General features: G+C 66.5%; 22 protein-coding genes. 16 read left to right on the forward strand and 6 right to left on the reverse strand.

The window, feature by feature from the left end:
- The first annotated feature begins 131 nt into the window (after positions 1 to 131).
- Both BMW87_RS04025 and BMW87_RS04030 read left to right on the forward strand, forming a co-directional pair.
- Positions 132 to 1,319 (forward strand): acyl-CoA dehydrogenase family protein, encoded by a 1,188-nt coding sequence (locus tag BMW87_RS04025; protein WP_256216643.1) that lies wholly within the window; start codon positions 132 to 134, stop codon positions 1,317 to 1,319.
- On the forward strand, positions 1,316 to 2,449 hold the full coding sequence (locus BMW87_RS04030) for a sigma-54 interaction domain-containing protein (protein ID WP_093074343.1): 1,134 nt from the start codon (positions 1,316 to 1,318) through the stop codon (positions 2,447 to 2,449). The genes BMW87_RS04025 and BMW87_RS04030 overlap by 4 nt, the downstream gene beginning before the upstream one ends.
- A 490-nt stretch (positions 2,450 to 2,939) precedes the next feature.
- On the opposite strand, the gene BMW87_RS04035 is transcribed toward BMW87_RS04030, so the two are convergent.
- From BMW87_RS04035 to BMW87_RS04045, 3 genes are read right to left on the reverse strand one after another with little or no spacing between them, the layout of a single operon-like run.
- A complete protein-coding gene (locus BMW87_RS04035) occupies positions 2,940 to 4,406 on the reverse strand; it encodes an N-acyl-D-amino-acid deacylase family protein (RefSeq protein ID WP_093074345.1) in 1,467 nt (488 codons plus the stop codon).
- A 23-nt stretch (positions 4,407 to 4,429) separates the two neighbouring features.
- A complete protein-coding gene (locus BMW87_RS04040; protein WP_093074347.1) occupies positions 4,430 to 5,545 on the reverse strand; it encodes a DSD1 family PLP-dependent enzyme in 1,116 nt (371 codons plus the stop codon).
- Positions 5,546 to 5,558: 13 nt separating this feature from the next.
- On the reverse strand, positions 5,559 to 6,530 hold the full coding sequence (locus tag BMW87_RS04045; protein ID WP_093074350.1) for a Bug family tripartite tricarboxylate transporter substrate binding protein: 972 nt from the start codon (positions 6,528 to 6,530) through the stop codon (positions 5,559 to 5,561).
- 163 nt (positions 6,531 to 6,693) lie between these two features.
- On the opposite strand from BMW87_RS04045, the gene BMW87_RS04050 reads away from it, so the two are divergent.
- From BMW87_RS04050 to BMW87_RS04060, 3 genes are all read left to right on the forward strand, one after another.
- Positions 6,694 to 7,590, forward strand: coding sequence for a LysR substrate-binding domain-containing protein (locus BMW87_RS04050; protein ID WP_256216644.1), 897 nt, complete (start codon positions 6,694 to 6,696; stop codon positions 7,588 to 7,590).
- Positions 7,591 to 7,671: 81 nt separating this feature from the next.
- Positions 7,672 to 9,345: an ATP-binding protein gene (locus BMW87_RS04055; RefSeq protein WP_093074354.1), complete on the forward strand. Its 1,674-nt coding sequence runs from the start codon at positions 7,672 to 7,674 to the stop codon at positions 9,343 to 9,345.
- Positions 9,342 to 10,058 (forward strand): alpha/beta hydrolase, encoded by a 717-nt coding sequence (locus tag BMW87_RS04060; protein ID WP_093074356.1) that lies wholly within the window; start codon positions 9,342 to 9,344, stop codon positions 10,056 to 10,058. Before BMW87_RS04055 ends, BMW87_RS04060 begins: the two co-directional genes overlap by 4 nt.
- Before the next feature lie 35 nt (positions 10,059 to 10,093).
- Here BMW87_RS04060 and BMW87_RS04065 read toward each other — a convergent pair whose 3' ends face one another.
- The gene (locus tag BMW87_RS04065) at positions 10,094 to 10,615 is read right to left on the reverse strand and encodes a hypothetical protein (protein WP_177192717.1); all 522 of its coding nucleotides are present in this window, start codon (positions 10,613 to 10,615) and stop codon (positions 10,094 to 10,096) included.
- 217 nt (positions 10,616 to 10,832) lie between these two features.
- Here BMW87_RS04065 and BMW87_RS04070 point away from each other — a divergent pair, with 217 nt between their 5' ends.
- The 11 genes from BMW87_RS04070 (at position 10,833) to BMW87_RS04120 (ending at position 22,831) form a co-directional block, all read left to right on the forward strand.
- Positions 10,833 to 11,237 carry a type IV pilin protein gene (locus BMW87_RS04070; RefSeq protein ID WP_093074359.1) on the forward strand — a complete coding sequence of 135 codons (405 nt, stop codon included), beginning with the start codon at positions 10,833 to 10,835 and terminating at the stop codon, positions 11,235 to 11,237.
- A complete protein-coding gene (locus BMW87_RS04075; protein WP_093074361.1) occupies positions 11,231 to 11,791 on the forward strand; it encodes a type IV pilus modification PilV family protein in 561 nt (186 codons plus the stop codon). The genes BMW87_RS04070 and BMW87_RS04075 overlap by 7 nt, the downstream gene beginning before the upstream one ends.
- Complete coding sequence (locus BMW87_RS04080) at positions 11,788 to 12,915, forward strand: PilW family protein (protein WP_093074363.1); 1,128 nt, start codon at positions 11,788 to 11,790, stop codon at positions 12,913 to 12,915. Before BMW87_RS04075 ends, BMW87_RS04080 begins: the two co-directional genes overlap by 4 nt.
- Positions 12,912 to 13,484: a hypothetical protein gene (locus BMW87_RS04085; protein WP_093074365.1), complete on the forward strand. Its 573-nt coding sequence runs from the start codon at positions 12,912 to 12,914 to the stop codon at positions 13,482 to 13,484. Before BMW87_RS04080 ends, BMW87_RS04085 begins: the two co-directional genes overlap by 4 nt.
- Positions 13,481 to 16,555, forward strand: coding sequence for a pilus assembly protein (locus BMW87_RS04090; RefSeq protein ID WP_256216646.1), 3,075 nt, complete (start codon positions 13,481 to 13,483; stop codon positions 16,553 to 16,555). The genes BMW87_RS04085 and BMW87_RS04090 overlap by 4 nt, the downstream gene beginning before the upstream one ends.
- Before the next feature lie 8 nt (positions 16,556 to 16,563).
- Positions 16,564 to 17,082 (forward strand): GspH/FimT family pseudopilin, encoded by a 519-nt coding sequence (locus BMW87_RS04095; RefSeq protein WP_256216647.1) that lies wholly within the window; start codon positions 16,564 to 16,566, stop codon positions 17,080 to 17,082.
- Between the two features lie 130 nt (positions 17,083 to 17,212).
- Positions 17,213 to 18,046 carry a DUF6502 family protein gene (locus tag BMW87_RS04100; RefSeq protein ID WP_093074367.1) on the forward strand — a complete coding sequence of 278 codons (834 nt, stop codon included), beginning with the start codon at positions 17,213 to 17,215 and terminating at the stop codon, positions 18,044 to 18,046.
- Between the two features lie 5 nt (positions 18,047 to 18,051).
- Entirely contained in the window at positions 18,052 to 19,398 is a 1,347-nt protein-coding gene (locus BMW87_RS04105) for a DUF5666 domain-containing protein (RefSeq protein WP_256216649.1), read from the forward strand.
- Positions 19,399 to 19,622: 224 nt separating this feature from the next.
- Positions 19,623 to 20,102, forward strand: a complete 480-nt coding sequence (locus BMW87_RS04110; protein ID WP_093058382.1) for a hypothetical protein — start codon at positions 19,623 to 19,625, stop codon at positions 20,100 to 20,102.
- Positions 20,103 to 20,434: 332 nt separating this feature from the next.
- Positions 20,435 to 22,114 (forward strand): sensor histidine kinase, encoded by a 1,680-nt coding sequence (locus BMW87_RS04115; RefSeq protein WP_093074371.1) that lies wholly within the window; start codon positions 20,435 to 20,437, stop codon positions 22,112 to 22,114.
- Between the two features lie 27 nt (positions 22,115 to 22,141).
- Complete coding sequence (locus BMW87_RS04120; protein WP_093074373.1) at positions 22,142 to 22,831, forward strand: response regulator; 690 nt, start codon at positions 22,142 to 22,144, stop codon at positions 22,829 to 22,831.
- A gap of 45 nt (positions 22,832 to 22,876) precedes the next feature.
- Here BMW87_RS04120 and BMW87_RS04125 read toward each other — a convergent pair whose 3' ends face one another.
- On the reverse strand, positions 22,877 to 23,788 hold the full coding sequence (locus BMW87_RS04125) for a type II secretion system F family protein (RefSeq protein ID WP_093058379.1): 912 nt from the start codon (positions 23,786 to 23,788) through the stop codon (positions 22,877 to 22,879).
- A 12-nt stretch (positions 23,789 to 23,800) separates the two neighbouring features.
- A complete protein-coding gene (locus BMW87_RS04130) occupies positions 23,801 to 24,793 on the reverse strand; it encodes a type II secretion system F family protein (RefSeq protein ID WP_093074375.1) in 993 nt (330 codons plus the stop codon).
- Positions 24,794 to 24,795 lie beyond the last annotated feature (2 nt).

Here is a 24,795-nt window from a genome sequence, read left to right on the forward strand (position 1 = left end):
ACTGCTGCCATGGAAGCAAAACAAGGATCGATATACGCATCGCATCGTTGGCCGGGCGCTTGCGCGCCGCCAACATGCTGCTGGCGCAGCAACCGTGCTGCCTGCACATACCGAGGCCTTGTGTGAGTTCAGTGAGTTCCGTTCTTTCCATTCCTGCTTCCGAACCCCCTCGCGACATCGCGCACGAGCTGATGCAGCGCTTCGCAGCCACCGCGGTGGAGCGCGACGAGCGCGGTGGCACGCCGAAGGCCGAGCGCGATGCCCTGCGTGAAAGCGGCCTGCTCGCCTTGAGCATTCCGTCCGAATTCGGCGGCGGCGGTGCTGACTGGCGCGAGACGCTCGACGTCGTGCGCCTGCTCGCGCAGGCCGACAGCTCGCTCGCGCATGTGTTCGGCTTTCATCATCTGATGCTCGCCACGGTGCGCCTCTTCGCGCGGCCCGTGCAATGGCAGCCATGGTTCGAGCAGACCGCGCGCCGTCGATGGTTCTGGGGCAACGCCCTCAATCCGCTGGACGACCGCACGGTGTCGAGCGCGCACGAGGGCTGGCGCGAATTCACCGGGCAGAAGAGCTTCTGCTCGGGCGCGCTCGATTCCGAAATGCTCATCGCCTCGGCGCGCGAGGAAGGCAGTGGCGCCTTCATCGTCGCGGCGGTTCCCACCGGCCGCTCGGGCATCTTCGTCGCGCCCGACTGGAACAACATCGGCCAGCGCCAGACCGACAGCGGCAGCGTGACCTTCGAGAAGGTGCGCGTCGAGCAGCACGAGGTGCTGGCCGACCCGGGCCCGCTCTCGACCCCCTTTGCCTGCCTGCGGCCGCTGGTGTCGCAGCTCGTGCTGGCCAACATCTACCTCGGCATTGCGGAGGCCGCCTTCAACGATGCAAGGCACTACACGCTGCACGAGTCGCGCCCGTGGCATGCGGCCCATGTATCGCAGATGCACGAGGACCCCTATGTGCTCGGCCACTACGGCGACTTCTGGGTCGGCCTGGAGAGCGTGCGCGTGCTGGCCGATCGCGCGGCCGACAGGCTCGACGCGGCCTGGCGGCTCGGCCCAGCGCTGACCGAGGCCGAGCGCGGCGACGTCGCAGTGGCCGTGGCCACCGCGAAGGTCGCAGCGACGAACACGGGGCTGGACATCTGTACGCGCATGTTCGACGTGGCCGGCGCGCGCGCCACGCATGGCGGCCTGCGCCTGGACCGCCACTGGCGCAACCTGCGCACCCAGACCCTGCACGACCCGGTGGCCTACAAGCTGCGCGAGCTCGGCGAATGGGCCCTCAAGCAGCAATACCCCGTACCGACCTTCTACTCATGACCGCCTACACCCGCCCTCTTGCTGTGCTGCCGCCGGCCGACGCCTCCCCCGCATCGGACGAGGACTGGGATGCCCCCACCCTGCTGACGCTGCCCAACCCGCGCAAGCTCACCACCTCGATCCGCGCCACGGCCCAGGTGTTCCAGGATCCGCGCTCGGCTGCGCTGCTCGAACGCGTGCGCATGGTGGCGCCCAGCGATGCCAACGTGCTCATCATCGGAGAGACCGGCACCGGCAAGGAGCTGATCGCGCGCCACGTACACGACCTGAGCCGCCGCAGCAGCCGGCCTTTCGTGGCCGTGAACTGCGGTGCCTTCTCCGAGAGCCTGGTCGAGAGCGAGCTCTTCGGCCACGAGAAAGGCGCCTTCACCGGTGCGTTCTCGGCCAAGACGGGCTGGTTCGAGGCGGCCAACGGCGGCACGCTGTTCCTCGACGAGATCGGCGACCTGCCACTGTCGATCCAGGTCAAGCTGCTGCGCGTGCTGCAGGAGCGCGAGGTGGTGCGGCTGGGCTCGCGCAAGAGCGTGCCCATCGACGTGCGCGTGGTGGCCGCAACCAATGTGCGGCTGCAGGACGCGGTGGCCGCCGGCAACTTCCGCGAAGACCTGTTCTACCGGCTGCACGTGGTGCACCTTGCGCTGCCGACGCTGCGCGAGCGGCCCGGCGACATTCTTCCGCTGGCGCGGCATTTCATCGAGGAGTACCGCCAGCGGCTGGGCTACGGCGCGGTGCGGCTCGATGCGAGCGCCGAGCAGAAGCTCTCCGAGCACGCCTGGCCCGGCAACATCCGCGAGCTGGAAAACGTGATTCACCACGCGCTGCTGATCTGCCAGCACGGCGTGCTGGGCGCGGAGCATCTGCATCTGTCCTCGTTGAACATCCAGAGGCGTCCAGCCGAGAGCGAGGTCTCCGCGCACGCCACGCCGCAGCAAGCGCTGGAGACGGTGCTGCGCGAGCTGTTCAACGAGCCTCACGAACAGATGTTCGAACTGATCGAGGACACCGTGATGCGCACCGCCTTCGAGTTCTGCCACCGCAATCAAGTGCAGGCGGCCAGGCTGCTTGGGATCAGCCGCAACATCCTGCGCTCCAGGCTCATCAAGAGTCGGGAGATTTCCGCGTTGAAGTAGTCCCCGGACCGGTTCGGTCTTCGCAGCATTGCGGTCATCGCGTTGCCGTTGTCGATGCTCAGGGCCGTGCATTGAAGGCAGTCGCCAGCGCAGCAGCCTGGAGGTGAAGGACCGCGGAGCCGATGCGACCAGTGCGTCCAGATGGTTCAATGACCCGCCGGGTGGCGGCGCTGCAAGTCGCGCGGCCGAGAGTGCTGCAACGTTGATCTTCGAGGTCAGGCTTTGCGACGGCGAGCGCCCGGTGGCTTCGTTGATCCAGGCGCCCCCCGTCTGTGGGTCGATGTGGTGGCAGATGTATCGGGTCGTGGTCTTGGGCCAGAAGAGGCGCCCGATCGAAACGGTCGCGATCAGGCCCGTGCCGCCGTGCTCAGTCGAAAATTCAACGTTGATCGAGGTTGCCATCGAGCCACCATTCTTTTCTGATGTGTTGGCATCGGATTGTCAGGTGTGCCAGCTCGCTCGCGGAAGAAAGGCTCGGTGCGCGCGCTGCTCAGCCCGCCGTCTGCGGCACTTCCCGCGCCAGCACCCGCCCCGGCCGCGCTCCCGTCGACCCGCCATCGCGCCACACGATCGCGCCATTGACGATCACCGCCTCGATGCCGTGAGCCGGTGCAATGGGTGCTTCGTACGTGGCGGCTTCGCCCACCGTGTCCGCGTCGAACAGGGCCAGGTCGGCATATGCGCCTTCCTTCAGCACACCGCGGTCCTTCAGGCCGAAGTTCTTCGCCGTCAGTCCGGTCATCTTGTAGATCGCGGTTTCCAGCGGGAACAGTCCGAGCAGGCGCCCGTAGTGGCCCAGCACGCGCGGAAAGCTGCCCCACAACCGCGGATGCGGCGATGCATCGTGCGGCAGGCCGTCGGAGCCGATCATGGTCTGGTCGAATTTCAGGATGCGCTGCACATCGGCCTCGTCCAGCCGGAAGTAGATTCCGCCAGCGGGGCTCAGGCGCCGGATCGCCTCTTCCTCGGTGACGCCCATTTCCTTTGCGATGACGTCCAGGTCACGGCCGGCGTGTTCGGGCAGCGATTTCGACCAGCTCACGATCACGCGCGAGGAGCTTGCCGCCCGGTCTGCCGACAGGATGGTGGAGCCGGCCGTGTAGGGATAGCAGTCCAGGCAGATCGGCTGGTTGGCCATGTTCTTCTCGATGAACGACAGCGCTTCCTCCGAACGGCCGTGGTTCGCCGGCCCCACCACCTTCATGTGCGAGATCACGACCTGCACCCCGACCTCGCGACCGACGCGAAAGGTTTCTTCGAGCGAGTCGATCACCCGGTCGGCCTCGTTGCGCATGTGGGTGCAATACACGCCGTTGAATTCCTTCAGCGGACGGCAGGTTTCGATCACCTCCTCGGTGGGCGCGGCAATCGACGGTTCGTAGAACAGGCCGGTGGACACGCCGATGGCGCCGGCCTGCAGCGCCTCTTGCACCAGTTCGCGCATGCGGGCGATCTGCTCCTGCGTCGCCGGCAGTTCGAGATCGTCCAGCGTTGCAACCCGCAAGGTGGTGTGCCCCACCAGCAAGGCGCAGTTGGTCGCGGCGGGCTTGGCGCGCAGTTCCCCGATGTACGAGGCGAAGGTGGGAAAGGAGAACCAGTCGCCCTCTTCGTCGAGCAGGTTCAGCGGCGGCGTGACCGGTTGCGTGATGCCGCCCGGCATCGGCGCCAGCGAAATGCCGCAGTTGCCCGCGATCACGGTGGTGATGCCCTGGCTGACCTTGGGCGCCATGTCGGGGTCGGACAGCATGAGGCGGTCGTCGTGGGTGTGGGCGTCGATGAAGCCGGGCGCCGCGACGCGCCCTGCCCGGTCGATCTCCACCTCGCCGTGCGCTGCGGACAGATCGCCGATGCGTGCGATGCGGTCGCCGCGAATGCCGATGTCGCCCGTGAAGCGGGGCGCGCCGGTGCCGTCGACGATGCTTGCGTTGCGGATCAGAAGGTCGAATTTTTCCTGCATCGATTGCCTTGGATTGAAAGGAGTTAAAGCAGCGCGCCGCGAGCGGCGATCGGCCACAGGGCCTCCACCCGCTCGCCGCGCACGCAGACCAGGTCGTCGTAGAGATTGACGGTCGGGTCGCAATGGCCGGGCACCAGCATCAGTTGGTCGCCCAGAGAAAGCGCGGCGGCATCGGGCGTGGCCAGCGCACCGTGCTCGTCGGCGGCTTTCACGTAGCGCAGGTCGGGCCGCTGCCACACGGTGGGCATGCCCGAGTCCACGCTGGAGGCCTTGAGGCCCGCGTCGACGATGGCGCGCTCGGGCGTGACGCGGCTCATGACGGTCGTGCGCACGAACAGGGCATGCTCGAACGCGATGTCGTGCTCGCCGCGCTGGTTGTCGCCGTAGTCGCGGTCCATGAAGACGTAGGAGCCGGCCTGGATTTCGTTGAAGACGCCTGAGTCGCGCTCGTGCAGGAAGCTGCCGGTGCCCGCCCCCGTTACGCGCTCGACGGCGATGCCGCAGGCCTCGATGGCGGCGCGAGTCGTGCGCGCGGCTTCCGCGGCGGCGGCAATGGCCGCGGCGCGGTCCTGCGGCGCGCGCAGGTGCTGGGCCGGCCCGTGATAGCAGTGCAGGCCCATGAAGCGCAGCGGTGCACCGGCCGCGATCTGCTGCGCAAGCCGCACTGCTTCTTCGCCGGGGGCCACACCACATCGGTTGGCCCCGACGTTGACCTCGACGTACACATCCAGCGTCACGTCCTCAGCCTGCGCTACGGCAACCAGCGCCTGCACCTGCTGCGGGTGATCGACCAGCACGCCCATGCGCGCGCGGCGGGCCAGCGCGGCCAGGTGGCGCAGCTTGGTTTCGCCCATCACCTGGTTGGTGACCAGCACGTCGGAGATGCCGGCTTCGACGAACACCGCCGCCTCGCTGACTTTCTGGCAGCAGATGCCGGTCGCGCCCAGGGCGATCTGGCGCAGGGCGATTTCCGGGGTCTTGTGGCACTTGGCATGGGCGCGCAGGCGCACGCCGCTGCCGCGCAGTGCCTCGGCCATGCGCGCGAGGTTGCGCTCGAAGGCATCGAGGTCGAGCACGAGCGCGGGGGTGTCGATGGCGTCGAGGCGATCGCCGGGCCTTGCGGCTTTCCAGGGAGTCATGGTGAGTTGGCCTTCAGTCGATCTTCGCGCCCGAGTCCTTGATGATCTTGGCCCACTTGAGCGTCTCGCGGCGCGACAGCTCGAGGAACTGCTCCGACGTGGCGAAATCGGTCTCGGCGCCCAGCAGCCTGAAGCGCTCGCGCAATGCCGGGTTGGCCAGCGCGGTGCGGATCTCGGCATTGAGGCGCGCCACCACGTCCTTGGGCATGCGGGCCGGCCCGATGATGCCGCCCCAGGCTTCCACCTCGAAGCCCGGCACGCCGGCCTCGGCGATGGTGGGAATGTTCGGATAGGTGGGCGAGCGCTGGCGCGACGAGATGCCCAGCGCCCTCACCTTGCCCGCCTGGGCCTGCGGGCCGGAGACCGGCGTGTTGACCATCATGAGCTGCACGCCGCCGCCGATCAGGTCGGTGATGGCCGCCGTTGCGGCCTTGTAAGGCACGTGCAGCATGTCGGTGCCGGTCATGGCCTTGAAGAGCTCGACGCCCAGGTGCGCGGTGGTGCCGTTGCCGTCAGACGCGAAGGCCAGCTTGCCGGGGTTCTTCTTCGCGTAGGCAATCAGCTCGGGCACGCTCTTGACCGGCAGTTCGTTGTTGACGATCAGCAGGTTGGACAGGCGCAGCGTGTTGGCGACCAGCGTCAGGTCTTTCTCGACGTCGTACGGCACGTTGGGCAGCAGCGAGCGGTTGGTGGCCAGCGAGACGATGTTGCCGTAGGCCAGCGTGTAGCCGTCGGGCGCGGAATGCACCAGGTCCATGGTGCCGATCGTGTAGGAGCCGCCGGGCTTGTTGTCGACCACGATGGGCACGCCCATCTGCTGCGACAGTTGCGCGCCCAGTGCGCGCATCAGCGCGTCGGGTGCGCCGCCCGGGGCCGAGGGCACGATCAGGCGAATCGGCTTGTCGGGATAGGCCGCGAGGCCCGGCATCGAAACCGCCGCCAGCGCGGCGAGGACGAGAGTACACAGCAAGGCACGTGGACGCATGGCAGAGAACTCCGGCAATGAAGGATCGGTGGGCGGATGATCTGCCCGCGAACCGGGTTGGACAAGCCATGTTTCCTGGGTTTAGCATGAGCTTTCCTCATGCACGAGGCCGGTGCGTATAGGCAGCTTCATCGGGTGCATGCACCAGACTTGCTCTTTTCTCATGAACCATCACGTTCGCGCTCCTTCGACGATGTCCCTGATGTGCCTGGAGGCCAGCGCGCGGCTGCGCTCCTTCACCGCTGCCGCGCAGGAGCTCCGCCTCACGCAGGGTGCGGTGAGCCGGCAGGTGCAGACACTGGAAGACCGGCTCGGCGTAAAGCTCTTCACTCGCCGGCGCGAGGCCCTGGCCCTGACGGACGCGGGCCGCTACTACCTGGGCGAAGTCGGGCCGCTGCTGCAGCGGCTGGAGCGCGCCACCGCCAATGTGATGGCGCTCAAGGGCCGGGGCGGCGAGCTGTCGCTGTCGGTTGGCGCCTCGGTCGGCAGCTACTGGCTGATTCCGCGCCTGCCCGGGTTCACGCGCGACCATGGCGAGATCACGCTCAACCTGGGCACGCGCGTGGGGCCGGTGGACTTCAGCGCCACGCCGGTCGATGCGTCGCTGGAGTTCGGCGACGGCCAGCGGCAGGGCCTGCACAGCGAGTTCGTGCTGCCGCTGGACCTCTCGCCCTACGCGGCACCGGCCTGGATCGCCGAGCACGGCAAGGCGGTCGATGCGAACACGCCGCGCTCGGCGCTGATCCACCACCAGACCCTGCCCGGCGCGTGGGACGAATGGTTCGCACGCGAAGGCATCGTGGGCGAGGCAGGACGCGAAGGGCCGCGCTACGACATCATGTCGATGGCCCTCAACGCCTCGCTGGCCGGCATGGGCGTGGCGCTGCTGCCGCCCTACATGAGCGACGAGTCGGTGGCGTCGGGGCGCCTGCGGCGGCTGTCGCGCCGCAAATGGCGCTATGCCAAGGGCTACTACCTCGTGTATCCGGAAGAGTCGGCGCAGATGCAGTCGCTGCAGGTCTTCAGGCAATGGCTGCTGGCGCAGGTGAACGACTCCTAGCGTCCTGCCGCCGGTCTTGACCCAGGTCAAGCGCCAGGCCCTACCTCGTGGCTAGCATCGAAGGCGACACGAGGAGACACCGTGGAACTCGAGATACCGGAGATGCTGGCCGCTGCGCTGCAGGGTCAGGTCGGCGCGCAAACGCCGCTTGGCCTTCAACTGGGTGGGCTTGGCGCCGGCAGCGGTGTGCGCGTCGTGTCCAGTTGCCATTTCGACGGCCACTCGCTCAACCTGCTCTTCCAGCTGGGCCTGGCTGCCGGCTCACGCGACCTGGTGTTCCAGCTGCTCGCGCTGGACAACCTCAACGGCGAACCGCCCGCTAAGCCCATCTCCAGCCTGGAGTCGATGGTCCCGGCGTTGACCGAGTGGCTCGCGCGGGACCTGATCGATGGCTGGCTCTACCAGCGCGGAAAGGATGGCGTACTGCTGCCCTGGCTGGTGCATGCAGTGCGCCTTGTGCAGCCGGCGGACGGCGAGGCCTACGTGCTGGTGGGCCTGCTGGCCAACACGCTGCAGGCTGCCGGCCGCGAGCCTCCCTCCGAACCGCGGTTGCGTTTCGCGGGCATGACCTGGGGCCTGAGCTTCTACGCCGAAGACCTGCCCGGCCGCACGCTGGCCGGCCTCTTCGCCGACCATGGCTTTCACAAGGAGTGCGCCGAGTTCAAGCGCGAGTACGACAAGCAGGTGGCGTGCTTCACGAGGCTGCAGCCGCAGTTCGGTGCCCAGTTCACCATCGACGGCAGCGCCTGGACGGCAGGCGAAGGCCCCCGCGCAGGCATGGCGTGCCACCGGCTGCCCGAAGGCGCGGTGGCGCGCTGCGTGAATGACGAGGAACTGCTGCAGCGCCGCTTCGACCTGGCCGCCGATCCGCACTACTGGCGCGAGAGCGGTGTCGACAGCGGCTTCGACCGCATTCCCCAGCACTGCTACTTGCACCTGTTCCACCTCGACTGGCACCGCAACATCTGGGTGCATGCGCAGAACGTGCAGGAATACAAGTACCAGCCCGGCCTGCGCGAGCGGCTGGTGCTGCCGCAGGCGCACCGCGACCTGATCGACATCCTGACGGCCGACCGCTGCTTCCTCGTGGAAGACGTGGTGCCCGGCAAGTCGGGCGGCACCACCATCCTGTGCAAGGGCGCGCCGGGCCTGGGCAAGACCCTCACCGCCGAGGTCTATGCGGAAGTGGTCGGCAAGCCGCTGTACCGCGTGCATTCGGGCCAGCTCGGCGTGACGGCCGACTCGGTGGAGGCCAGCCTGACGAAGATCCTTCAGCGCGCCGCACGCTGGGACTGCGTGCTGTTGCTGGACGAGGCCGACGTGTACATCCGCCGGCGCGACAACGACCTGCAGCACAACGCCATCGTGGCGGAGTTCCTGCGCACGCTGGAGTACTTCAGCGGCCTGCTGTTCATGACCACCAACCGGGTCGGCGACATCGACGAGGCCATCCTGTCGCGCTGCATCGCGGTGATCGACTACCAGCCGCCGGGCCCCGACGACGCGCGCCGGCTCTGGTCCACGCTGTCGACCCAACTGGGCGTGGAGCTTTCGGGCACGGTGATCGACAGGCTGGTGGTCGAATATGCCGGCGCCAGCGGCCGCGACATCAAGGAACTGCTCAAGCTCACCAGCAAGTACTGCCGCCGCAAGGAGCTGCCGCTGTCGGCGCAGTCTTTCGCGCAGTGCGCGGTGTTTCGCGGCATTGCCTGTGCCTCGTCGCAGATGTCGTCGCAGGTGGGAGCGATCGAATGATCGACGCCAGCCTGCTGGGCGGCGCGCTGACCGGCCGCATGAGCTTCCGCCCGGGCGCTGCGCCCGTGGCCGCCCCGCTGCCACCCGGGCGCCACGGCCTCTCGTTCGCCGAAGGGCGAGAAGCGGTGCTGGTGGTGCCCGAAGGGCTGTCCGCCGATGCACCGCTGCCGCTGCTGGTGATGTTCCACGGCGCGGGCGGCGAGGCCAACCGGGTGCTGCCGCATCTCGTGGCCCATGCGCGTGCGCGGCGCTTTCTTCTGCTGGCCCCGCAGTCGATGTACCCGACGTGGGACATCGTGGTCGGCGGGCATGGCCCCGACCTGGAGCGGCTCGACGGTGCGTTGTCGATGGTGGCCGCGCATTTCCGCATCGACCCCGCGCGCCTGGCGTTCGCCGGTTTCTCCGATGGCGGCAGCTACGCCCTGTCTCTCGGCCTGACCAACGGCGATGTGGCGAGCCACGTGATCGGGCTGTCGGCGGGCTTCATGAATGCGTTCACGCAGACGGGGAAGCCGCGCGTGTTCCTGGCGCACGGGCGCTCGGACAGCCAGTTGCCGATCGAGACCAGCGCGCACCCGCATGCGCGACGGCTGCTGGAAAGCGGACACGACCTGACGCTGCAGCCCTTCGACGGCGACCATGTCATCGTGCCGTGGGTGGTTGCGCGGGCGGTCGAGTTTTTCCTGGGGCCTCAGGCGGCGGCACCAGCCTGAACTAGAGATTAGAGGTGCGTCAATGCCTGGCGGCTTCAGCAGAACGGATCCAGATCGGTGTCAACTCCGCAGAACGGGCACATGACCACCAGATTCCGGCCTGGCCGGACCCACATCCGCTGCAGGCAACAGCGGCACCGGATCACGATCTTCTCGATGGGCGCCGGATTTGCGGGCTTCAGCGAGTAGATGGAGTACGTGATCTGGTCGTCCACGATGAACTCATTGCTGGAAAGGAAGCCGGCAATGAACCCGTTCACGGGGAAAAGAACGCTCGAGCCGGGGACTTCCGGCCAGAAGAAGCGAGTCGCGGTTTCCGCGGGCGCACGTACCAGGCGCGCCGCGCCTTTCAGCTGAGTCGGCTCGAATTCCAGATATGCGTCGCATGTCTTCCTGACTCTTCGACAGATTCCGGTCAATGGGTCCGGAATCAGCACACCTGTTCCGTGCCGTTGAGTGCACAACTTTGTCAAGGTTGCGCCCGGGCCGATGTCCGCTCTAAGCACATGCAGAGCGGCACGCAAGCTTTCGAAATTTCTGGTCGGGTTCGGGTCCATTGCTTCAGTTTGCGCACGTCGCGCGGGAACTGAAAGGGACATTTGTCCTGTTCTTGGCAGGCTCTCTGGCCTGCTCCGGCCTCGACCAAAGCTCCCCTGAACCACAGGTCACCGCGCGTTGCGTCCATGCCGCGAAGGCCAGAAAAAGGCTTGCGCCGGGCTTCAATGTGATAAATTCACATTTATAACAATGTGACACATTTCTTACGGATCACGGATGAACGAGCCCTCGCACAAGCGCAAAACCGGTGGCTTCACGCTGATCGAACTCATGATCACGGTGGCCATCGTGGCCATCCTGGCGGCTATCGCGTTACCCAGCTACCGGCAGTACATCGTCCGATCCAAGCGGTCGGCGGCGCAGGCGCAGATGATGGACATCGCCAACCGGCAGCAGCAGTTCCTCCTCGCAAACCGCAACTACGCCGACAAGACCGCGCTGACCGCCAGCGGCTATGCGCTGCCGGCGGAAGTCAACAGCAACTACAGCTACGACATCGTCCTGTCGACGACCGGCGTCCCCGGTTACACCCTGACCCTGACGCCGATCGGCGGCCAGACTGGCGACGGCGCGCTCACCCTCAACAGCGACGGCGTGAAGACGCCGCCAGAGAAATGGTGAGAAGCAGCAACATCAGCGCGCAGCGCGGCGTCAGCCTGCTGGAAGTACTCGTGGCCCTGGTCGTGGTGGCCTTCGGGCTGTTCGGCCTGGTGGGCCTGCAAGCGCGCCTGCAGGCGTCGGAGATGGAGTCGTACCAGCGGTCGCAGGCGCTGATCATGCTGAACGACATGGCCAGTCGCATCGCGATCAATCGCCGGATGGCCTCGAGCTACGTCACCAGCGCCCCGCTGGGCAGCGGCAACACGTGTCCCACTGCCACCGGCACGCGCCAGCAGGTGGACAGCGCCGAGTGGTGCAACGCGCTGCAGGGCGCCGCAGAAACCTCGGGCAGCAGCAGGCTCGGCACGGTGATCGGCGGGCGCGGCTGCGTGCAGGACATGGGCAACAACGAATACCTCGTCACCATCGCCTGGCAGGGCCTGGTGCCCATAAGCGCCCCACCCGACGGCGTGTCCTGCGGCAAGGACCTCTACGACACCACCGGCACGCGCTGCGTGGGCGACCTGTGCCGAAGGACAGTCACCACGCTCGTGCGCATCGGAGCCCTTTCATGACCCAGTCGCGCAACCGGCAACGCGGGCTGACGCTGATCGAGCTGATGGTGGCGATCACCATCATGCTCATCGTGATGGCGGCCCTGCTCGCTCTGTTCCTGAACGTGAGCAACACCCAGCGCGAAATGGAACGCGTGAACCGTCAGGTCGAAAGCGGACGGCTCAGCGTCTTCGTGCTGGAGAACGAACTCTCCCACGCCGGGTTCTGGGAAAACTACATGCCCCAGTTCGACGACCTGACGATCAACGGCGTGCCGGAGCACGTGCCCACCGGCACGCCGCCCGACCCCTGCCTGCCCTACTCCCTGGTCAACTGGACCGACGACTACAAGCGCGAGCTGCTCGACCTGCCGGTGCAGAGCTACGAGACCGTGCCCGCCAGCTGCACCGACCTGCTCAAGAACAAGAAGGCCAACACCGACGTCCTCGTGGTGCGGCACGCCGAAACCTGCCTGCCCGGCGCACCCAATTGCGAGGCGGACATCGCCGGCAACCTGTACTTCCAGTCTTCGCTGTGCGGCACGCAGAAGCCTTCGTCTTTCGACCTGTCTACCGCCGGTTTCGGCAACATGCTGAAGAAGGACTGCACAACGCCTTCGCCCAAGCGCAAGCTCGTTGCCGACATCTACTACGTGCGCGACTACGCCGACACCGTGGGCGACGGCGTGCCCACGCTGGCGCGCTCGCGCTTCGACTTCGTGAGCGGCGCCCTGGCACAGCAGCCCCCGGTGCCGCTGATCGAGGGTGTCGAGGGGTTCAGGGTGGAGTTCGGGCTGGACACGATCGGCAAGACCAGTGTCGCCGTGAACTACGCCGCGGCCATCGACTGGGCCGATCCGGCCGTCAGGCTGACTCCCTCCAACCGCGGCGACGGCAGCCCCGACGGCAGCTTCGTGCACTGCAGCGTCGCCGCGCCCTGCACGGCCGACCAACTGGTGAACGTGGTGGCGGTCAAGCTCTACGTGCTTGCACGCAGCAGCGAGGTCTCGCCGGGCCACACCGACACGCGCACCTACAACCTTGGCTCCGCCACGCTGGGCCCGTTCAACGATCACTACAAGCGCCACGCGTTTTCCACCACCGTACGGCTGACCAACGTGACCGGGCGGAGGGAGACGCCATGACCCATACACCAGCCATGCGCCGCCAGCAGGGCGCGGCGTTGCTCATCGGGATGATCATGCTGCTGCTGATCACCCTCACGGTCACTGCGGCGTTCAACCTCAGCAGCTCCAACCTCAAGTCGGTGGGCAACCTGCAGACTCGCAACGAAGCCGTTGCCGCGGCCAACCGCGCCATCGAGGAAGTCGCCAGCAGCCTGCTCGCGCCGGACTCCGACGGCACTCCGTCGCTGACGCCGCCCCAGGCCACCGCGAGCCTGGTCGACATCAACAACGACGGCACCACCGACTACACGGTCGCGGTTGCCCCGCCGGTGTGCGTGCGCGCAACCAAGGCCGTTGACAGCGGCGGCGGCACGGTGACTGGGCCCAGCGGCATCACCGGCGGGGCCTCCAGCAGCGGCTCGGGGCTGTCCACGCTGCCAGATCAATACAACTCGGTCTGGGACATCAGCACCACCGTGACCGACGCCGCCGGCACCCCCATCACCGCCGTGCGCCAGGGAGTGCGGGCGCTGCTCAACAAGGCGCAGTTCGAAGCGCTCTGCAATACGACCGGGCCGACACCATGATGACAAAGAAATTCTTCGCGCCGCTGTGCGCCGCCGCCCTGCTGGCCTTGCCTTTGAGCCAGGCGCGAGCGGAGGACATCGACCTTTTCGTGGGCTACAACCAGGCCGCCACCCAGGCGCCCAATGTGCTGTTCGTGCTGGACAACACGGCCAACTGGAACCAGCCGTTCACGGCCGAGATCACCGCGCTCGCCAAGGCTTTCGAAAGCCTGCCGTCCAACAAATTCAAGGTCGGCCTGATGATGTTCACCGAGACCGGCGGCGGCAACTCCAACTCCGATGGCGGCTACGTGCGCGCCGCAGTGCGCACGCTGGACGACGGCACCAAAGTCAAGTACGGCGCGCTCATCCGCAGCCTGGACAAGCTCGACGACAAGTCCAACGGCGGCAAAGCCGGCAAGACCATGGCCGAGGTCTACCGCTACCTGGCCAGCGGCACCCCGATTGCCGGAAACAACAAGCTGAAGGCCGACTACAGCGGCAGCGTCTACGGCACCGCCGCGTCGAAGGCCGTGTACGCGCTGCCGCGCAACGCGCTGAACGCGGTGAACAGCACCACCTACGTGGGCCCCAGCACCGAAAATTGCGTGGGCACCTACGTCATCTACATCAGCAACGGCGCCGCGCAAGACAACACCAGCGACAGCCAGACCTCCACGAACGCCCTGCTCGCCGCGGGCGGCAGCACCTCCCCCATCGTGCTGAGCCCCAGCGGCTCGCAGGACAACACCGCCGACGAATGGGCGCGATTCCTGCAGACCAGCATGGGCGTCAAGCTCTACACGGTCGAGGCTGCCAAGGCCACTGGCGGCCAGGGCCCTGGCTGGAGTGCACTGCTCAAGAGCATGGCCACCCAGAGCAAGGGGGAGTACTACGACATTTCGTCCGATCCCGACCTGGGCGCTTCGCTGGGTGCTGCGCTCGACGACATCTTCAGCAAGATCCAGTCGGTCAACAGCGTGTTTTCTTCGGTGAGCCTGCCGGTGAGCGTGAACACGCAGGGCACTTACCTGAACCAGGTGTTCGTCGGCATGTTCCGCCCTGACCAGGACGCGCTTCCGCGCTGGAACGGCAACCTCAAGCAATACAAGCTGGGCCTGGACAGCAGCAGCCAGCTCGTCCTGCAAGACGCCGCCGGCGCCAACGCGGTGAACAACCAGACCGGCTTCGTTGCGCCCTGCGCGCGCAGCTACTGGACACCCGTGCCGAGCGACACCGACGCCTACTGGAGCTTCCGCCCCTCCGGCGACTGCCTCGGCAAGGAGGCGGCCGACAGCCCGGACGGCAACGTGGTCGAGAAAGGCGCGCAGGGCTACATGCTGCGCCGCCTCGCGGTGGCCAACCGCAACATGAAGACCTGCGCACCCGGCTCGTGCACCGCGCTCACCAGCTTCGCCGACGGCAACGGCAGCATCACGCAGGCGGCCCTGGGCGTGGCGAGCACCACCGACCGCACCAACCTGATCAACTGGGTCCGCGGCGCCGACAACAAAGGCGACGAACGCACCGACGCCAGCGGCAACCCTCTTACCTCCACCAGCATGCGCGCCTCGGTGCACGGCGACGTGGTGCACTCGCGCCCCGTGGCCATCAACTACGGCACCGATGCCGTGCCCCAGGTGGTGGTTTTCTACGGCGGTAACGACGGCGTGCTGCGTGCCGTCAACGGCAATCGCAGCACGGCCATCGGCTCGACTGCGGCGGGCGACGAGCTGTGGTCTTTCGTGCCGCCCGAGTTCTACGGCAGCCTCAAGCGGCTGTACGACAACAGCACGCGCATCAATTTCCCCGGCCTGCTGGTCACCACCGGCAGCGTAGCGCCCAAGCCCTACGGCATGGACGGCGCAGTAGCTGCCTACCGGCAGGGCACCACCACCGCCTGGCTGTTCGCCAGCATGCGCCGCGGCGGCCGGTACATCTACGCCTTCGACGTGTCCGATCCCGCGGCGCCCAGCCTCAAGTGGCGCAAGGGCTGCCCGAACCAGGACAACGACACCGGCTGCGACACCGGCATGAGCGGCATCGGCCAGACCTGGTCGGCGCCCAAGGTTGTCAAGTCGACCGGCTACGGCGCCGGCAACAGCCCGATGCTGGTGTTCGGCGGCGGCTACGACAAATGCGAGGACGTCGACACCAACTCGGCCGCCCAGGCTTGCGGCACGGGCACCAAGGGCAACCGCATCTACGTGCTCGACGCCGCCACCGGCACGCAGCTCAACAGCTTCGTCACCGACCGCGCGGTGGCGGGCGAAGTCACCATCGTCAGCGACAGCCTTGGCCTGGCACAGATCGCCTACGCGGCCGACCTGGGCGGCAACGTCTACCGCATCACCATCGGCGATGCGACGCCGGGCAGCTGGAGCATGACGAAGATCGCCTCGCTCGGCTGCGATACGGTGAGCACCTGCACGCCCAACCGCAAGTTCATGTTCGGGCCGGACGTGGTCCAGGACAACGGCGTGTACGTGATCCTGCTGGGCTCCGGCGACCGCGAGAAGCCGTTGCGCTACTACAGCGCCGCGCTCAGCGTGGCCAACCGCTTCTACATGCTGGTGGACAAGCCCACCGATACCGCCTGGCTGAGCGCCGAATCGGATCATTGCAGCAGCACCCCCGTGCTGTGCCATGCCTCCCTGCAGGCCATCACCACCACGGCGACCCCCACCGCCACCGACCTGGCGAGCAAGAAGGGCTGGTACTTGGCCCTGGCTCCGGGCGAGCAGGTGGTGACCGCCTCGGTGACGGCCTACGGCATCACCACCTTCAACACGCACACGCCTACCAACCCAAGCGTGCAGCAGTCGTGCCGCGCCGACCTGGGCACCGCCAACGTCTACAACGTGTCGTATGCCAACGCTGCGCCCCAGGACAGCAACGGGCGCTTCCAGAACGTGGTGGGCGGCGGCCTGGCGCCTTCACCCGTGGTGGGCCGGGTTCAACTGGACGACGGCAGCATTCGCGACGTGGTGATCGGCGCCAGGCCCGACTCCTTCCTGAGCCCCAAGGGCGCCACCCCCAAGTCGGCGTTCAAGCAGCCCAAGGGGCGGGTCTACTGGTTCATCCAGAAATAGGCCGGCCCGTGAATCGCAAAAGCAAGAGCACACGGGGCCGTCATGGCGGCTTCACGCTGATCGAGCTCATGGTCACGTTGACCGTGCTGGTGGTGCTGATCGCCATTGCCGTGCCCTCGTTCGACGGCGTACGCCTGTCGACACGGCTGAATTCCTACGCCACGGCACTGGTCGCCGGCGGCCAGCTTGCGCGCAGCGAAGCCATCAAGCGCAATGCTCCCGTCACCCTGTGCGTTTCGGCCGACGGTGCCAGTTGCAGCACTTCGGGCCAATGGGAAACCGGCTGGATCGTGGTGAGCGGCACAAAAGTGCTGCTGCAGCAGCCGGCCGCGGCCGGCGGCTACCAATTGCGCGACACAGGAGGGGCGAGCGCCCTCACCTTCCAGGCCACCGGCGTCGGCGCCAGCCCGGCCAGCATCACGATCTGCCGGGCCTCGCCCAGCGCCGGCCAGACCCGCCTGGTCAACATCAGCGCCACGGGCCGGACCAGCGTCAAGCGTGTGGCCGATGGAACCTGCGCCGGGTAAAGCCGAACCGCAAACAGTGGTCCAAAGCTTTCACATGTGACTATTGCACATGACAATAGCGGGCCGTGATCGGCGGCTCGTGCCGCTGATTCTCTTTTGAACCGCACCTTCAGGAATAACGCTCGCCTCCATGGAACACCGGCTGGACTGGGCCCTCGCCGCCTGCGCTCGCATTCTGCGACCGATGGTAAGGCTCGCCCTCGCGATGGGGGTCAAGCACCCCCACCTCGAGGAATTGCTGCGCGACCTGTTGCTCGAAGAGGCCCAGCGAAGCTGGCGCAACCAGGGCGTGCCCAAGCCCAACCTGAGCCAGTTGTCCATCACGACCGGCCTGAACCGCAAGGCAGTGACCGCCAAGATTCGGGCCACCGTCGACCCCCTGCCCCACACCGAGCTGTCGGCAGCAGCCAAGACTTTCACGTTGTGGTTGCAGATGCTTACCCAGGATGACACTTTCAGGCGCCTGCCCATCACGGCAGGCAATGCCGCGCCTTCCTTCGAGACCGTGGCGCGAATGAGCAGCCGCGGCGACGTGCACCATCGCACCATCCTCGACGAGCTGGTGCGCCTGCAAATGGTGACCGAGGACGCAGGAGTGGTCGAACTCACGGCCGACGGCTTCGTGCCGGTGCAGGATCTCCAGTCCATGCTCGCCTTCCTGGGCGACAACGGCCGCGACCATCTGCTGGCGGCCGTCTCCAACACTCTGGGCGAGGAGCCCAGAATGCTCGAGCGGGCGGTGTATGCGCGCGGGCTCACGCTGCAGGAATGCGAGCAGATCCAGCGCCTCGTGCGGGAACGCTGGGCAGCCCTGCACCACGAGCTGACGCAGGAAATGACACAGGCAGTCGACCGCGCTCCTGCCGGAGCAAAGGGGCGCATCAGGGTCGGCATCTACACCTATTACGAAGACGAGAGCGCGCCTGTGCCGCCCCGCCCCCCTGAAAGCGAGCCCAAGCCATGAACACGATGAAGACACCCCGCCGGCTCATGCTCGGCCTTTTGTCCGTCGGCCTCATGGCCCTGCTGCTGTCCTGCGGCGGGGGTGGAGGTAGCGGCAGTGGCTCAGTGGGCGGCCTGGGCGTCGGCACGGGTGGCACCACGCAGACGGGCACCGGAGGGGATACCTCTACAGGAGCGGGGACAGGAACTGGAACTGGCACAGGTTCCACGGGCTCGGGCGGTTCGAGCGGAGATACGACCGCCGGCAACAGCAACACCGACGGCTCCGGCGTAGGTTCGGGCGGCACTGGCGTGACTGCCGACGCCGCCGGCATCGGCGCGGCGGACGGCCTGGGCAGCATCATCCTCAACGGGCTGCGCTACGACACCGACACCGCCACCTTCACCATTGAAGACGCCACCGAGTTGCAGATCGGCATGAGTGCGCGCGTCGCCGGCAAGGTCGACGCCAACTTCACCAGCGGCGTCGCCACCCAGGTCCAGTCGGCTGCCGAACTACGGGGCGCTGCCTCGGGCATCGACACCTCGGCCGGCAGCTTCGTCGTGATGGGCACCGTCGTGAGCATCGACTCGGCCACCGTCTGGGCCGACGCGAACGGACTGGCGGACATCAACCTGAACAGCATCGTCCAGGTGTGGGGCCTGCCGAGCGCACCGGGCGCCCTGCGCGCCACGCGCATCCAGATCGCCCCCACACTGACCGATCCGCTGGTCACAGGGACCGTGCAGAACCTGGACACCGTGCGCAAGACCTTCACGCTCGGCCAGCTGACGATCGACTTCAGCTCGGCGGCCTTCACGGGCATGAACGCATCGTCGCTCGCCAACGGCATCATCGTGCGCGCCCGGGGCACCGCCGCGCCGGTCGCGGGCGTGCTCACGGCCACGACGGTGCAGGGCTGGTATGCCATCCCGGTGAGCGACGGCATTGCTGTCCAGCTGGCAGGCGTCATCACCGACTTCGCCTCGCGCAGTTCGTTCAAGGTGCTGGGCACGCCGGTCGATGCGACCAATGGGCAGATCACGGGCGGCCCCGTGGGCTCGCTCGGTAACGGCGTAAAAGTCGAAGTCGACGGCTTCATGTCGGGCGGTGTGCTGGTGGTCAAGAAGCTGCGCATCCGCAACGTTCCGGGCACCGGCGGCCCGGCATCGTTCACGCTGATCGGCGCCATCGGCACGTATCAGTCCCTCGCCGACTTCAAGGTCCGCGGTCAACCAGTGGACGCCAGGGGCGCCGTCTTCGAGAACGGCACCGCCGCGAACCTGGCCAACGGCCAGCGCGTGACCGTCGTCGGAGACCGGGTGATCGACGGCGTGCTGATCGCACAGCGGGTGACATTCACCACGCCTTGAGGCTGCCACGGGTCGCCCGCATTGCCTGGGCGCCCTCTTCTTTCGCAATCCACAGCAGATTTCATCCACGGCCTCATGGCCGTGGAGTGCCTCCTATCGACAAGGCCAGGCGGTTGATGTAAAACAAAATAATTAAAGTGAAAAAATCACATTCAAACCCGAACGACCCCCGGACCTGGTGACGAACCGCTCGATATGCACAGAAGGTCCAGATAGGAGCATGTATGCCGCTTACCCTCCTCCTTCGACTTCTGCACGAGAAGTTTCCGGCGACGCTCACGGCTGACCCGGACATCAGGAACGCATCGGTCCTGCTGGCGACCGGACTCATCGAGGCCGAATTTCATCTCGATCACTTCGGCTACCAACAGTATGAGAGCGCCGTGGTGTTCGCCATCACGGACGCAGGGCACGCGGAGATCGCCAGCCTGCAGACCGGCAACGTTGCAACGACTGCCGAGGGCCAGGAATGGCCCGTCATGCCACTCGACTACCTGCGCAAGATCGGCAATTCGATCTTCCCCCTGCGCATCGACGATCCAGCGGAGATCAACTCGGTGGCCGTGTTGAATGCGGCGGGCATGGTGGAGGCCACGCTTCCACCGACCTGCCGCACCCGGCAGAACCAGCAGAAGTTCAAGCAGGCGGTCGTCCTGCGGGTCACTCCCCTGGGGCGCACGGCCCTGGTCGCACGGCGGATGTGAACTTGGAGGGGCAGCGAGTGGCTCGCTGGAACGCATCGAACGGGTACCTGTAAATAGCGCACCTCTCGCCATCGGGCGGGGCCGTCCCCCTCGACAGATATTCGAAAAAGCCTGTGAGTTGCATGAATGTTTCTTAATGCAACAGGCGTCACAAATCAGCCAGGCTCATCGACCCCCAATTGTCTTCGACTACGAAAGTAGTAATGTGAAACCTTCACATACATCGCTTTCAGGTGCGAAGAATGAATTCCAAAATGACACCACCGAGCTTTGCCACTCACTCCGGAATGGCCCGCCTGGCGTGATGCGCCTGGTGCCAAGGATCCTTCGCCATGCTGGCTCGCACCACTGCTGCTCCCGACGTCGACGCAAGCGTCGCCGCGGATGCCCTCATGGTGGCCCGCATGCGGCTGGTGCTCTCGGTCTCCGCACTGCTGGCTGTCGCGGTCGATGCCGGTGACAACCGGCTGCAATTTCCCGTATGGCTGGCCTTTTCCGGATACATCCTGCACAGCCTGCTGGTGTACGCCTGCACGCGAATGGGCCGCCCGTATTTCCAGGGCAAGGCCATCCACTGGTCCGACGTGCTGTGGTTCACGCTGATCATCTTCGTGACCGACGGCGTCCAGAGTCTTTTCTTCCTCTTCTACTTCTTCGCGATCCTCACCTCCTCGTTCCGCTGGGGTTTCGAGGAAGGCGCCCGCGTGACGGTCGCATCGGTCGCGTCGTTCGCCGCCTGCGGCCTGGCCACCAGCACGGGCGGCGACTCGCCGCAGCTGCTGATGCGCACCACTTTCCTGCTGGCGCTGGGGCACATGATCGTGCACTGGGGCGGCTCGAAGCTGGGCCTGCAGCGGCGCCTCGCGCTCCTGGGCGATGTCTGCCAGCTTTCGAACCCCCGCTTCGGGGCCGGCCGCACCGTCGCCCGCACGATGGAAAAGACACTGGCCTTCTTCAGGGCAAGCCACTGCATCCTCCTGACGCGGGACACATCCACCGGCAACTGGATCCTGCGCACGCTGCGCAAGAACGACGCATGCGAACACGTCAGCGTCGAGACGATCGGCCGCATCGCCGAATCGCCGCTCATGGCGCTGGCGCCGGACCATACCGTGCTCTGCAACCGCCTGCCCTGGCCCATGAACTGGCTGTGCGCGCAAAGCCATGTCTTCGAAGCCGGCGCAAGCGGCTGGAGCATAGAGGACGACGAAGGCGCGCAGCGCTGCGCCGCAGTGATCGCCATGCTGGAGGCCCGCGCCTTCATCAGCGCCCCGCTGCCGATGCGGCTGGGCGAGGGCCGGGTCTTCGTGTCGTCCCGTGACGGACTGTTCAACAAGTCCGATGCGCTGTTCCTGGCGCACCTGATGGAACAGATCTTCCCGGTCATCGAGACCATCGAGGTGCTCGACCGCATGGCCTCCGAAGCCGCCGCTACAGAGCGCCTGAAGTTCGCACTGGACCTGCACGACACGGCGGTGCAGCCTTACATCGGTCTGCGGATGGGCCTGTGCGCGCTGCGCAAGAAGGCGGCCACCGACAACCCGCTGCGCGAAGACCTCGACAAGCTCGCGAGCGTGGCCGACGGCGTGATCGCCGACCTGCGCCGCTACGCCGGTGCGGTCAAGCACAGCGCGAACAGTCCCTGCGGGCTTGTACTGCCCCATCTGCATCGCCAGGCCGAGCGGATCAAGGGGCTCTACGGCATCGAGATCGCCATTACGGTCGACGGCCAGGTCCAACTGGACGACCGGATGACCGCGGAAGTCCTGCAGCTGGTGGGCGAGGGATTGAACAACATCTGCAAGCACACCCAAGCGCGTCACGGCAGCATCCGCCTCGGCTGCAAGAACGGGCGCCTGCAGTTGCGAATCGAAAACGAAGCGTGTGAAGAGAGCTTCACGAAGTTCCTCCCACGCTCCATCACCGAGCGCGCTGCGGCTCTCGGCGGGCGGGCACAGGTGCACCAGTGCACGAGTGGCGGCACCGCCGTGTTGGTGGAAATCCCCATCTAAAAAGACAAGCCAAGGAAGGAATCCGTCATGCAACCAGTTGCCCATTCCATCGGAGTCCTGCTCGTGGACGACCACCAGACCATGCTGTGGGGCCTGTCCAGGCTGATCGACGGCGAGCAGCCGCGCATGCGGGTCGTCGGCACGGCCAGCTGTTGCGAAGACGCCGTGGCGACCTCGGACGACCTCGCCCCCGACGTCATCGTGCTCGACCTCGACCTTGACGGCCGGTGCGCCATCGACATCCTGCCCAGGCTTTTGTCGAACGAGGTGTCGCGCGTCGTCGTGCTCACAGCGGAGCGCGAGCAGCGCACGATCGACCTTGCCGTGCTGCACGGCGCGCGCGGCGTGATGCGCAAGGACGCTCCGGCCCAGCAGGTGCTCGAGGCCATCGAGCGCGTCTACAAAGGCGAGCTTTGCGTCGATGCGCAAACCATGGGCCGCGTCTTCTCCGAGCTGACCTCGGTGAAGAAGCCTCCGAAGGCCGACCCCGAGACCACCAGGCTGGCGAGCCTGACGCAGAAAGAACGGGAGATCGTCCGCGTCGTCGTGGCGGGCAGCGGCGCCTCGAACAAGGCATTGGCCGAGAAGCTCTTCGTCACCGAGCACACGCTGCGCAACCACCTCACGTCGATCTACCAGAAGCTCGGCGTGACAAACCGCCTCGAGCTGTACATCTACGCGGTGAAGCACCAGCTCGATACGGCGCCGGCGCACTGAAGCAGCGCACCGCACCAGGTTGCCCTGAGAGCGGCGGCACTCAATTCAAGTCCCACTCAGCATCGGCATGATCATCCGGACGACCCGGATCGCCGCCGGCGTGAGTATCACCATCGAGATGCACGGAAAGATGCACAGCACCAGCGGCAGCAGCATCTTGGTCGGCACCTTGGCCGCCAGTTCTTCCGCACGAACCTGCCTCTTGTGGCGCAGATCGTCGGAGAACACACGCAGCGATTCGCCGATGCTGGTGCCGAACCGGTCCGATTGGGTCAGCATGGTCGCGAAGGTGCCTATCTCTTCCACGCCCGTGCGCAGCGCCAGGTTGCGCAGCGACTTCTCGCGCGTAGCACCGGCACGCATTTCCAGGTTGGTCCAGTGCAGTTCCTGCGCCAGCGCCACGCTCTTGACCTGGATTTCGTCGGTGACCTTGGCCAGGCCGGCGTCCATTCCCAGGCCCGCTTCGATGCACACGAGCATCAGGTCGGCGGCATCGGGGAAGTTCTCGAATATCTCGCGGCGACGCGCGCGAATGAGCAGGCGCAGCACCAGGTTGGGCAGGTAGCAGCCGGCCAGAGCGGCCACCGCGAGGTACAGCAGCATCTCCGTGCCGTCCGCTGCTCCCGTCGTCCGCATCGCCAGGAACGCGAGCGCGGCAAAGCCCAGCGGCAGCAGCGTCTTCATGCCGAAGTAGACAAGGTAGGCGTCCGGGTAGCGGATGCCGGCGTTCAGGAACCGCACCCGCAGCGGCGACAGAGCCGCCTCGCCGGTAGGCGACGACAACTGCGCGAAAGGACCGACGATCCTGACGGCAGTCTCGGTCCAGGCCGACTTGCCTGCCGATGGCGTTACCGCCTGCAGACGCTGCTCGGTACGCGTCGGAGACATCCAGACCGCCAGGCCGGCAATCGCCAGCGACACGGCCAGGAAAACGAGGATGGGAAACAGTATGGTCATGGCTCTTCTCCTTCAGACGCGAATCTTCGCGATCTTTCGCAAGAGCACGATGCCCACGAGCATCAGCCCCAGCATGTACTTGAGCACTATCTGCCCGATCGGGTCCGTCCACAGCGGAGCCATGAATTCCGGGTTGAAGATGTTCATGAGCGCCGCCAGGGCGAACGGCATGAGCCCCAGGATCCAGGCCGACAGGCGCCCTTCCGACGACAGCACCCGCACCCGCGCGAGCAGCTTGAGCCGGTCGCGAATGAGCTTGCTCAGGTTGCCCAGCACCTCCGTCAGGTTGCCGCCGGAGTCGCGCTGGATCAGCACCGCCACCACGAAGTAGCGCAGGTCGGTGAGCGGCACGCGCTCGCTGAGGTTGGTCAGGGCCTGCTGCAGCGAGACGCCGAAATTCACCTCGTCGGCAACCATGCGGAACTCGGTGGCGATCGGGTCGGCCATTTCCTCGCCGATCATCTGCACGCCACTCGCGAACGAGTGCCCTGCGCGCAGGGCGCGCGTCACCAGGTCCAGCGCATCCGGAAGCTGCCTCTCCATGCGGGCCAGCCGGCGGCTGCGCTGGCGCTGCAGGTAGAGCACAGGAAGCATCGCCGCGCAGACCCCGACGGCGAGCGACAGCAGCATCGACTGGTGCCCCACCCACGCCGTCACGAAGAACGCGAACACGCCGAGCGCGCCGCACGCCAGCAGGAAGCTGGAAACCGTCCAGTCCAGCCCTGCCTGCAGGATGAAACGGTCCAGCCGGTGCGCCCGCGGCAGCGTCAGCAGCATGCGCTGCATCCACGGCACCTCGCTGAGCATGCGCTCCTTGACAAGGTGGGCCTGCGGCGTCCGGTCGACCGCGGCGGAAAAAGCTTGCAGCCGCTTCGCGATCTTGCGCGCCTCGGGCCCCTTGTAGGAGCGCCACAGCAGATACAGACCCTCGATCATCAGCAGCACGGTCACGAAGACCAGCACCGTGACGGTGATGAGCGTATTGCCTCCAAGATTGCTGAACATGG

It is taken from the genome of Variovorax sp. OV084, assembly GCF_900111625.1.
Lineage (GTDB): Bacteria > Pseudomonadota > Gammaproteobacteria > Burkholderiales > Burkholderiaceae_C > Variovorax.

Coding starts and splice junctions, on each gene's coding strand:
- BMW87_RS04030 (WP_093074343.1), top strand. CDS start 1,316: ATGACCGCCTACACCCGCCCTCTTGCTGTGCTGCCGCCGGCCGACGCC.
- BMW87_RS04035 (WP_093074345.1), bottom strand. CDS start 4,406: ATGCAGGAAAAATTCGACCTTCTGATCCGCAACGCAAGCATCGTCGAC.
- BMW87_RS04040 (WP_093074347.1), bottom strand. CDS start 5,545: ATGACTCCCTGGAAAGCCGCAAGGCCCGGCGATCGCCTCGACGCCATC.
- BMW87_RS04045 (WP_093074350.1), bottom strand. CDS start 6,530: ATGCGTCCACGTGCCTTGCTGTGTACTCTCGTCCTCGCCGCGCTGGCG.
- BMW87_RS04050 (WP_256216644.1), top strand. CDS start 6,694: ATGAACCATCACGTTCGCGCTCCTTCGACGATGTCCCTGATGTGCCTG.
- BMW87_RS04060 (WP_093074356.1), top strand. CDS start 9,342: ATGATCGACGCCAGCCTGCTGGGCGGCGCGCTGACCGGCCGCATGAGC.
- BMW87_RS04065 (WP_177192717.1), bottom strand. CDS start 10,615: ATGGACCCGAACCCGACCAGAAATTTCGAAAGCTTGCGTGCCGCTCTG.
- BMW87_RS04070 (WP_093074359.1), top strand. CDS start 10,833: ATGAACGAGCCCTCGCACAAGCGCAAAACCGGTGGCTTCACGCTGATC.
- BMW87_RS04075 (WP_093074361.1), top strand. CDS start 11,231: ATGGTGAGAAGCAGCAACATCAGCGCGCAGCGCGGCGTCAGCCTGCTG.
- BMW87_RS04080 (WP_093074363.1), top strand. CDS start 11,788: ATGACCCAGTCGCGCAACCGGCAACGCGGGCTGACGCTGATCGAGCTG.
- BMW87_RS04085 (WP_093074365.1), top strand. CDS start 12,912: ATGACCCATACACCAGCCATGCGCCGCCAGCAGGGCGCGGCGTTGCTC.
- BMW87_RS04090 (WP_256216646.1), top strand. CDS start 13,481: ATGATGACAAAGAAATTCTTCGCGCCGCTGTGCGCCGCCGCCCTGCTG.
- BMW87_RS04100 (WP_093074367.1), top strand. CDS start 17,213: ATGGAACACCGGCTGGACTGGGCCCTCGCCGCCTGCGCTCGCATTCTG.
- BMW87_RS04105 (WP_256216649.1), top strand. CDS start 18,052: ATGAAGACACCCCGCCGGCTCATGCTCGGCCTTTTGTCCGTCGGCCTC.
- BMW87_RS04110 (WP_093058382.1), top strand. CDS start 19,623: ATGCCGCTTACCCTCCTCCTTCGACTTCTGCACGAGAAGTTTCCGGCG.
- BMW87_RS04115 (WP_093074371.1), top strand. CDS start 20,435: ATGCTGGCTCGCACCACTGCTGCTCCCGACGTCGACGCAAGCGTCGCC.
- BMW87_RS04120 (WP_093074373.1), top strand. CDS start 22,142: ATGCAACCAGTTGCCCATTCCATCGGAGTCCTGCTCGTGGACGACCAC.
- BMW87_RS04125 (WP_093058379.1), bottom strand. CDS start 23,788: ATGACCATACTGTTTCCCATCCTCGTTTTCCTGGCCGTGTCGCTGGCG.
- BMW87_RS04130 (WP_093074375.1), bottom strand. CDS start 24,793: ATGTTCAGCAATCTTGGAGGCAATACGCTCATCACCGTCACGGTGCTG.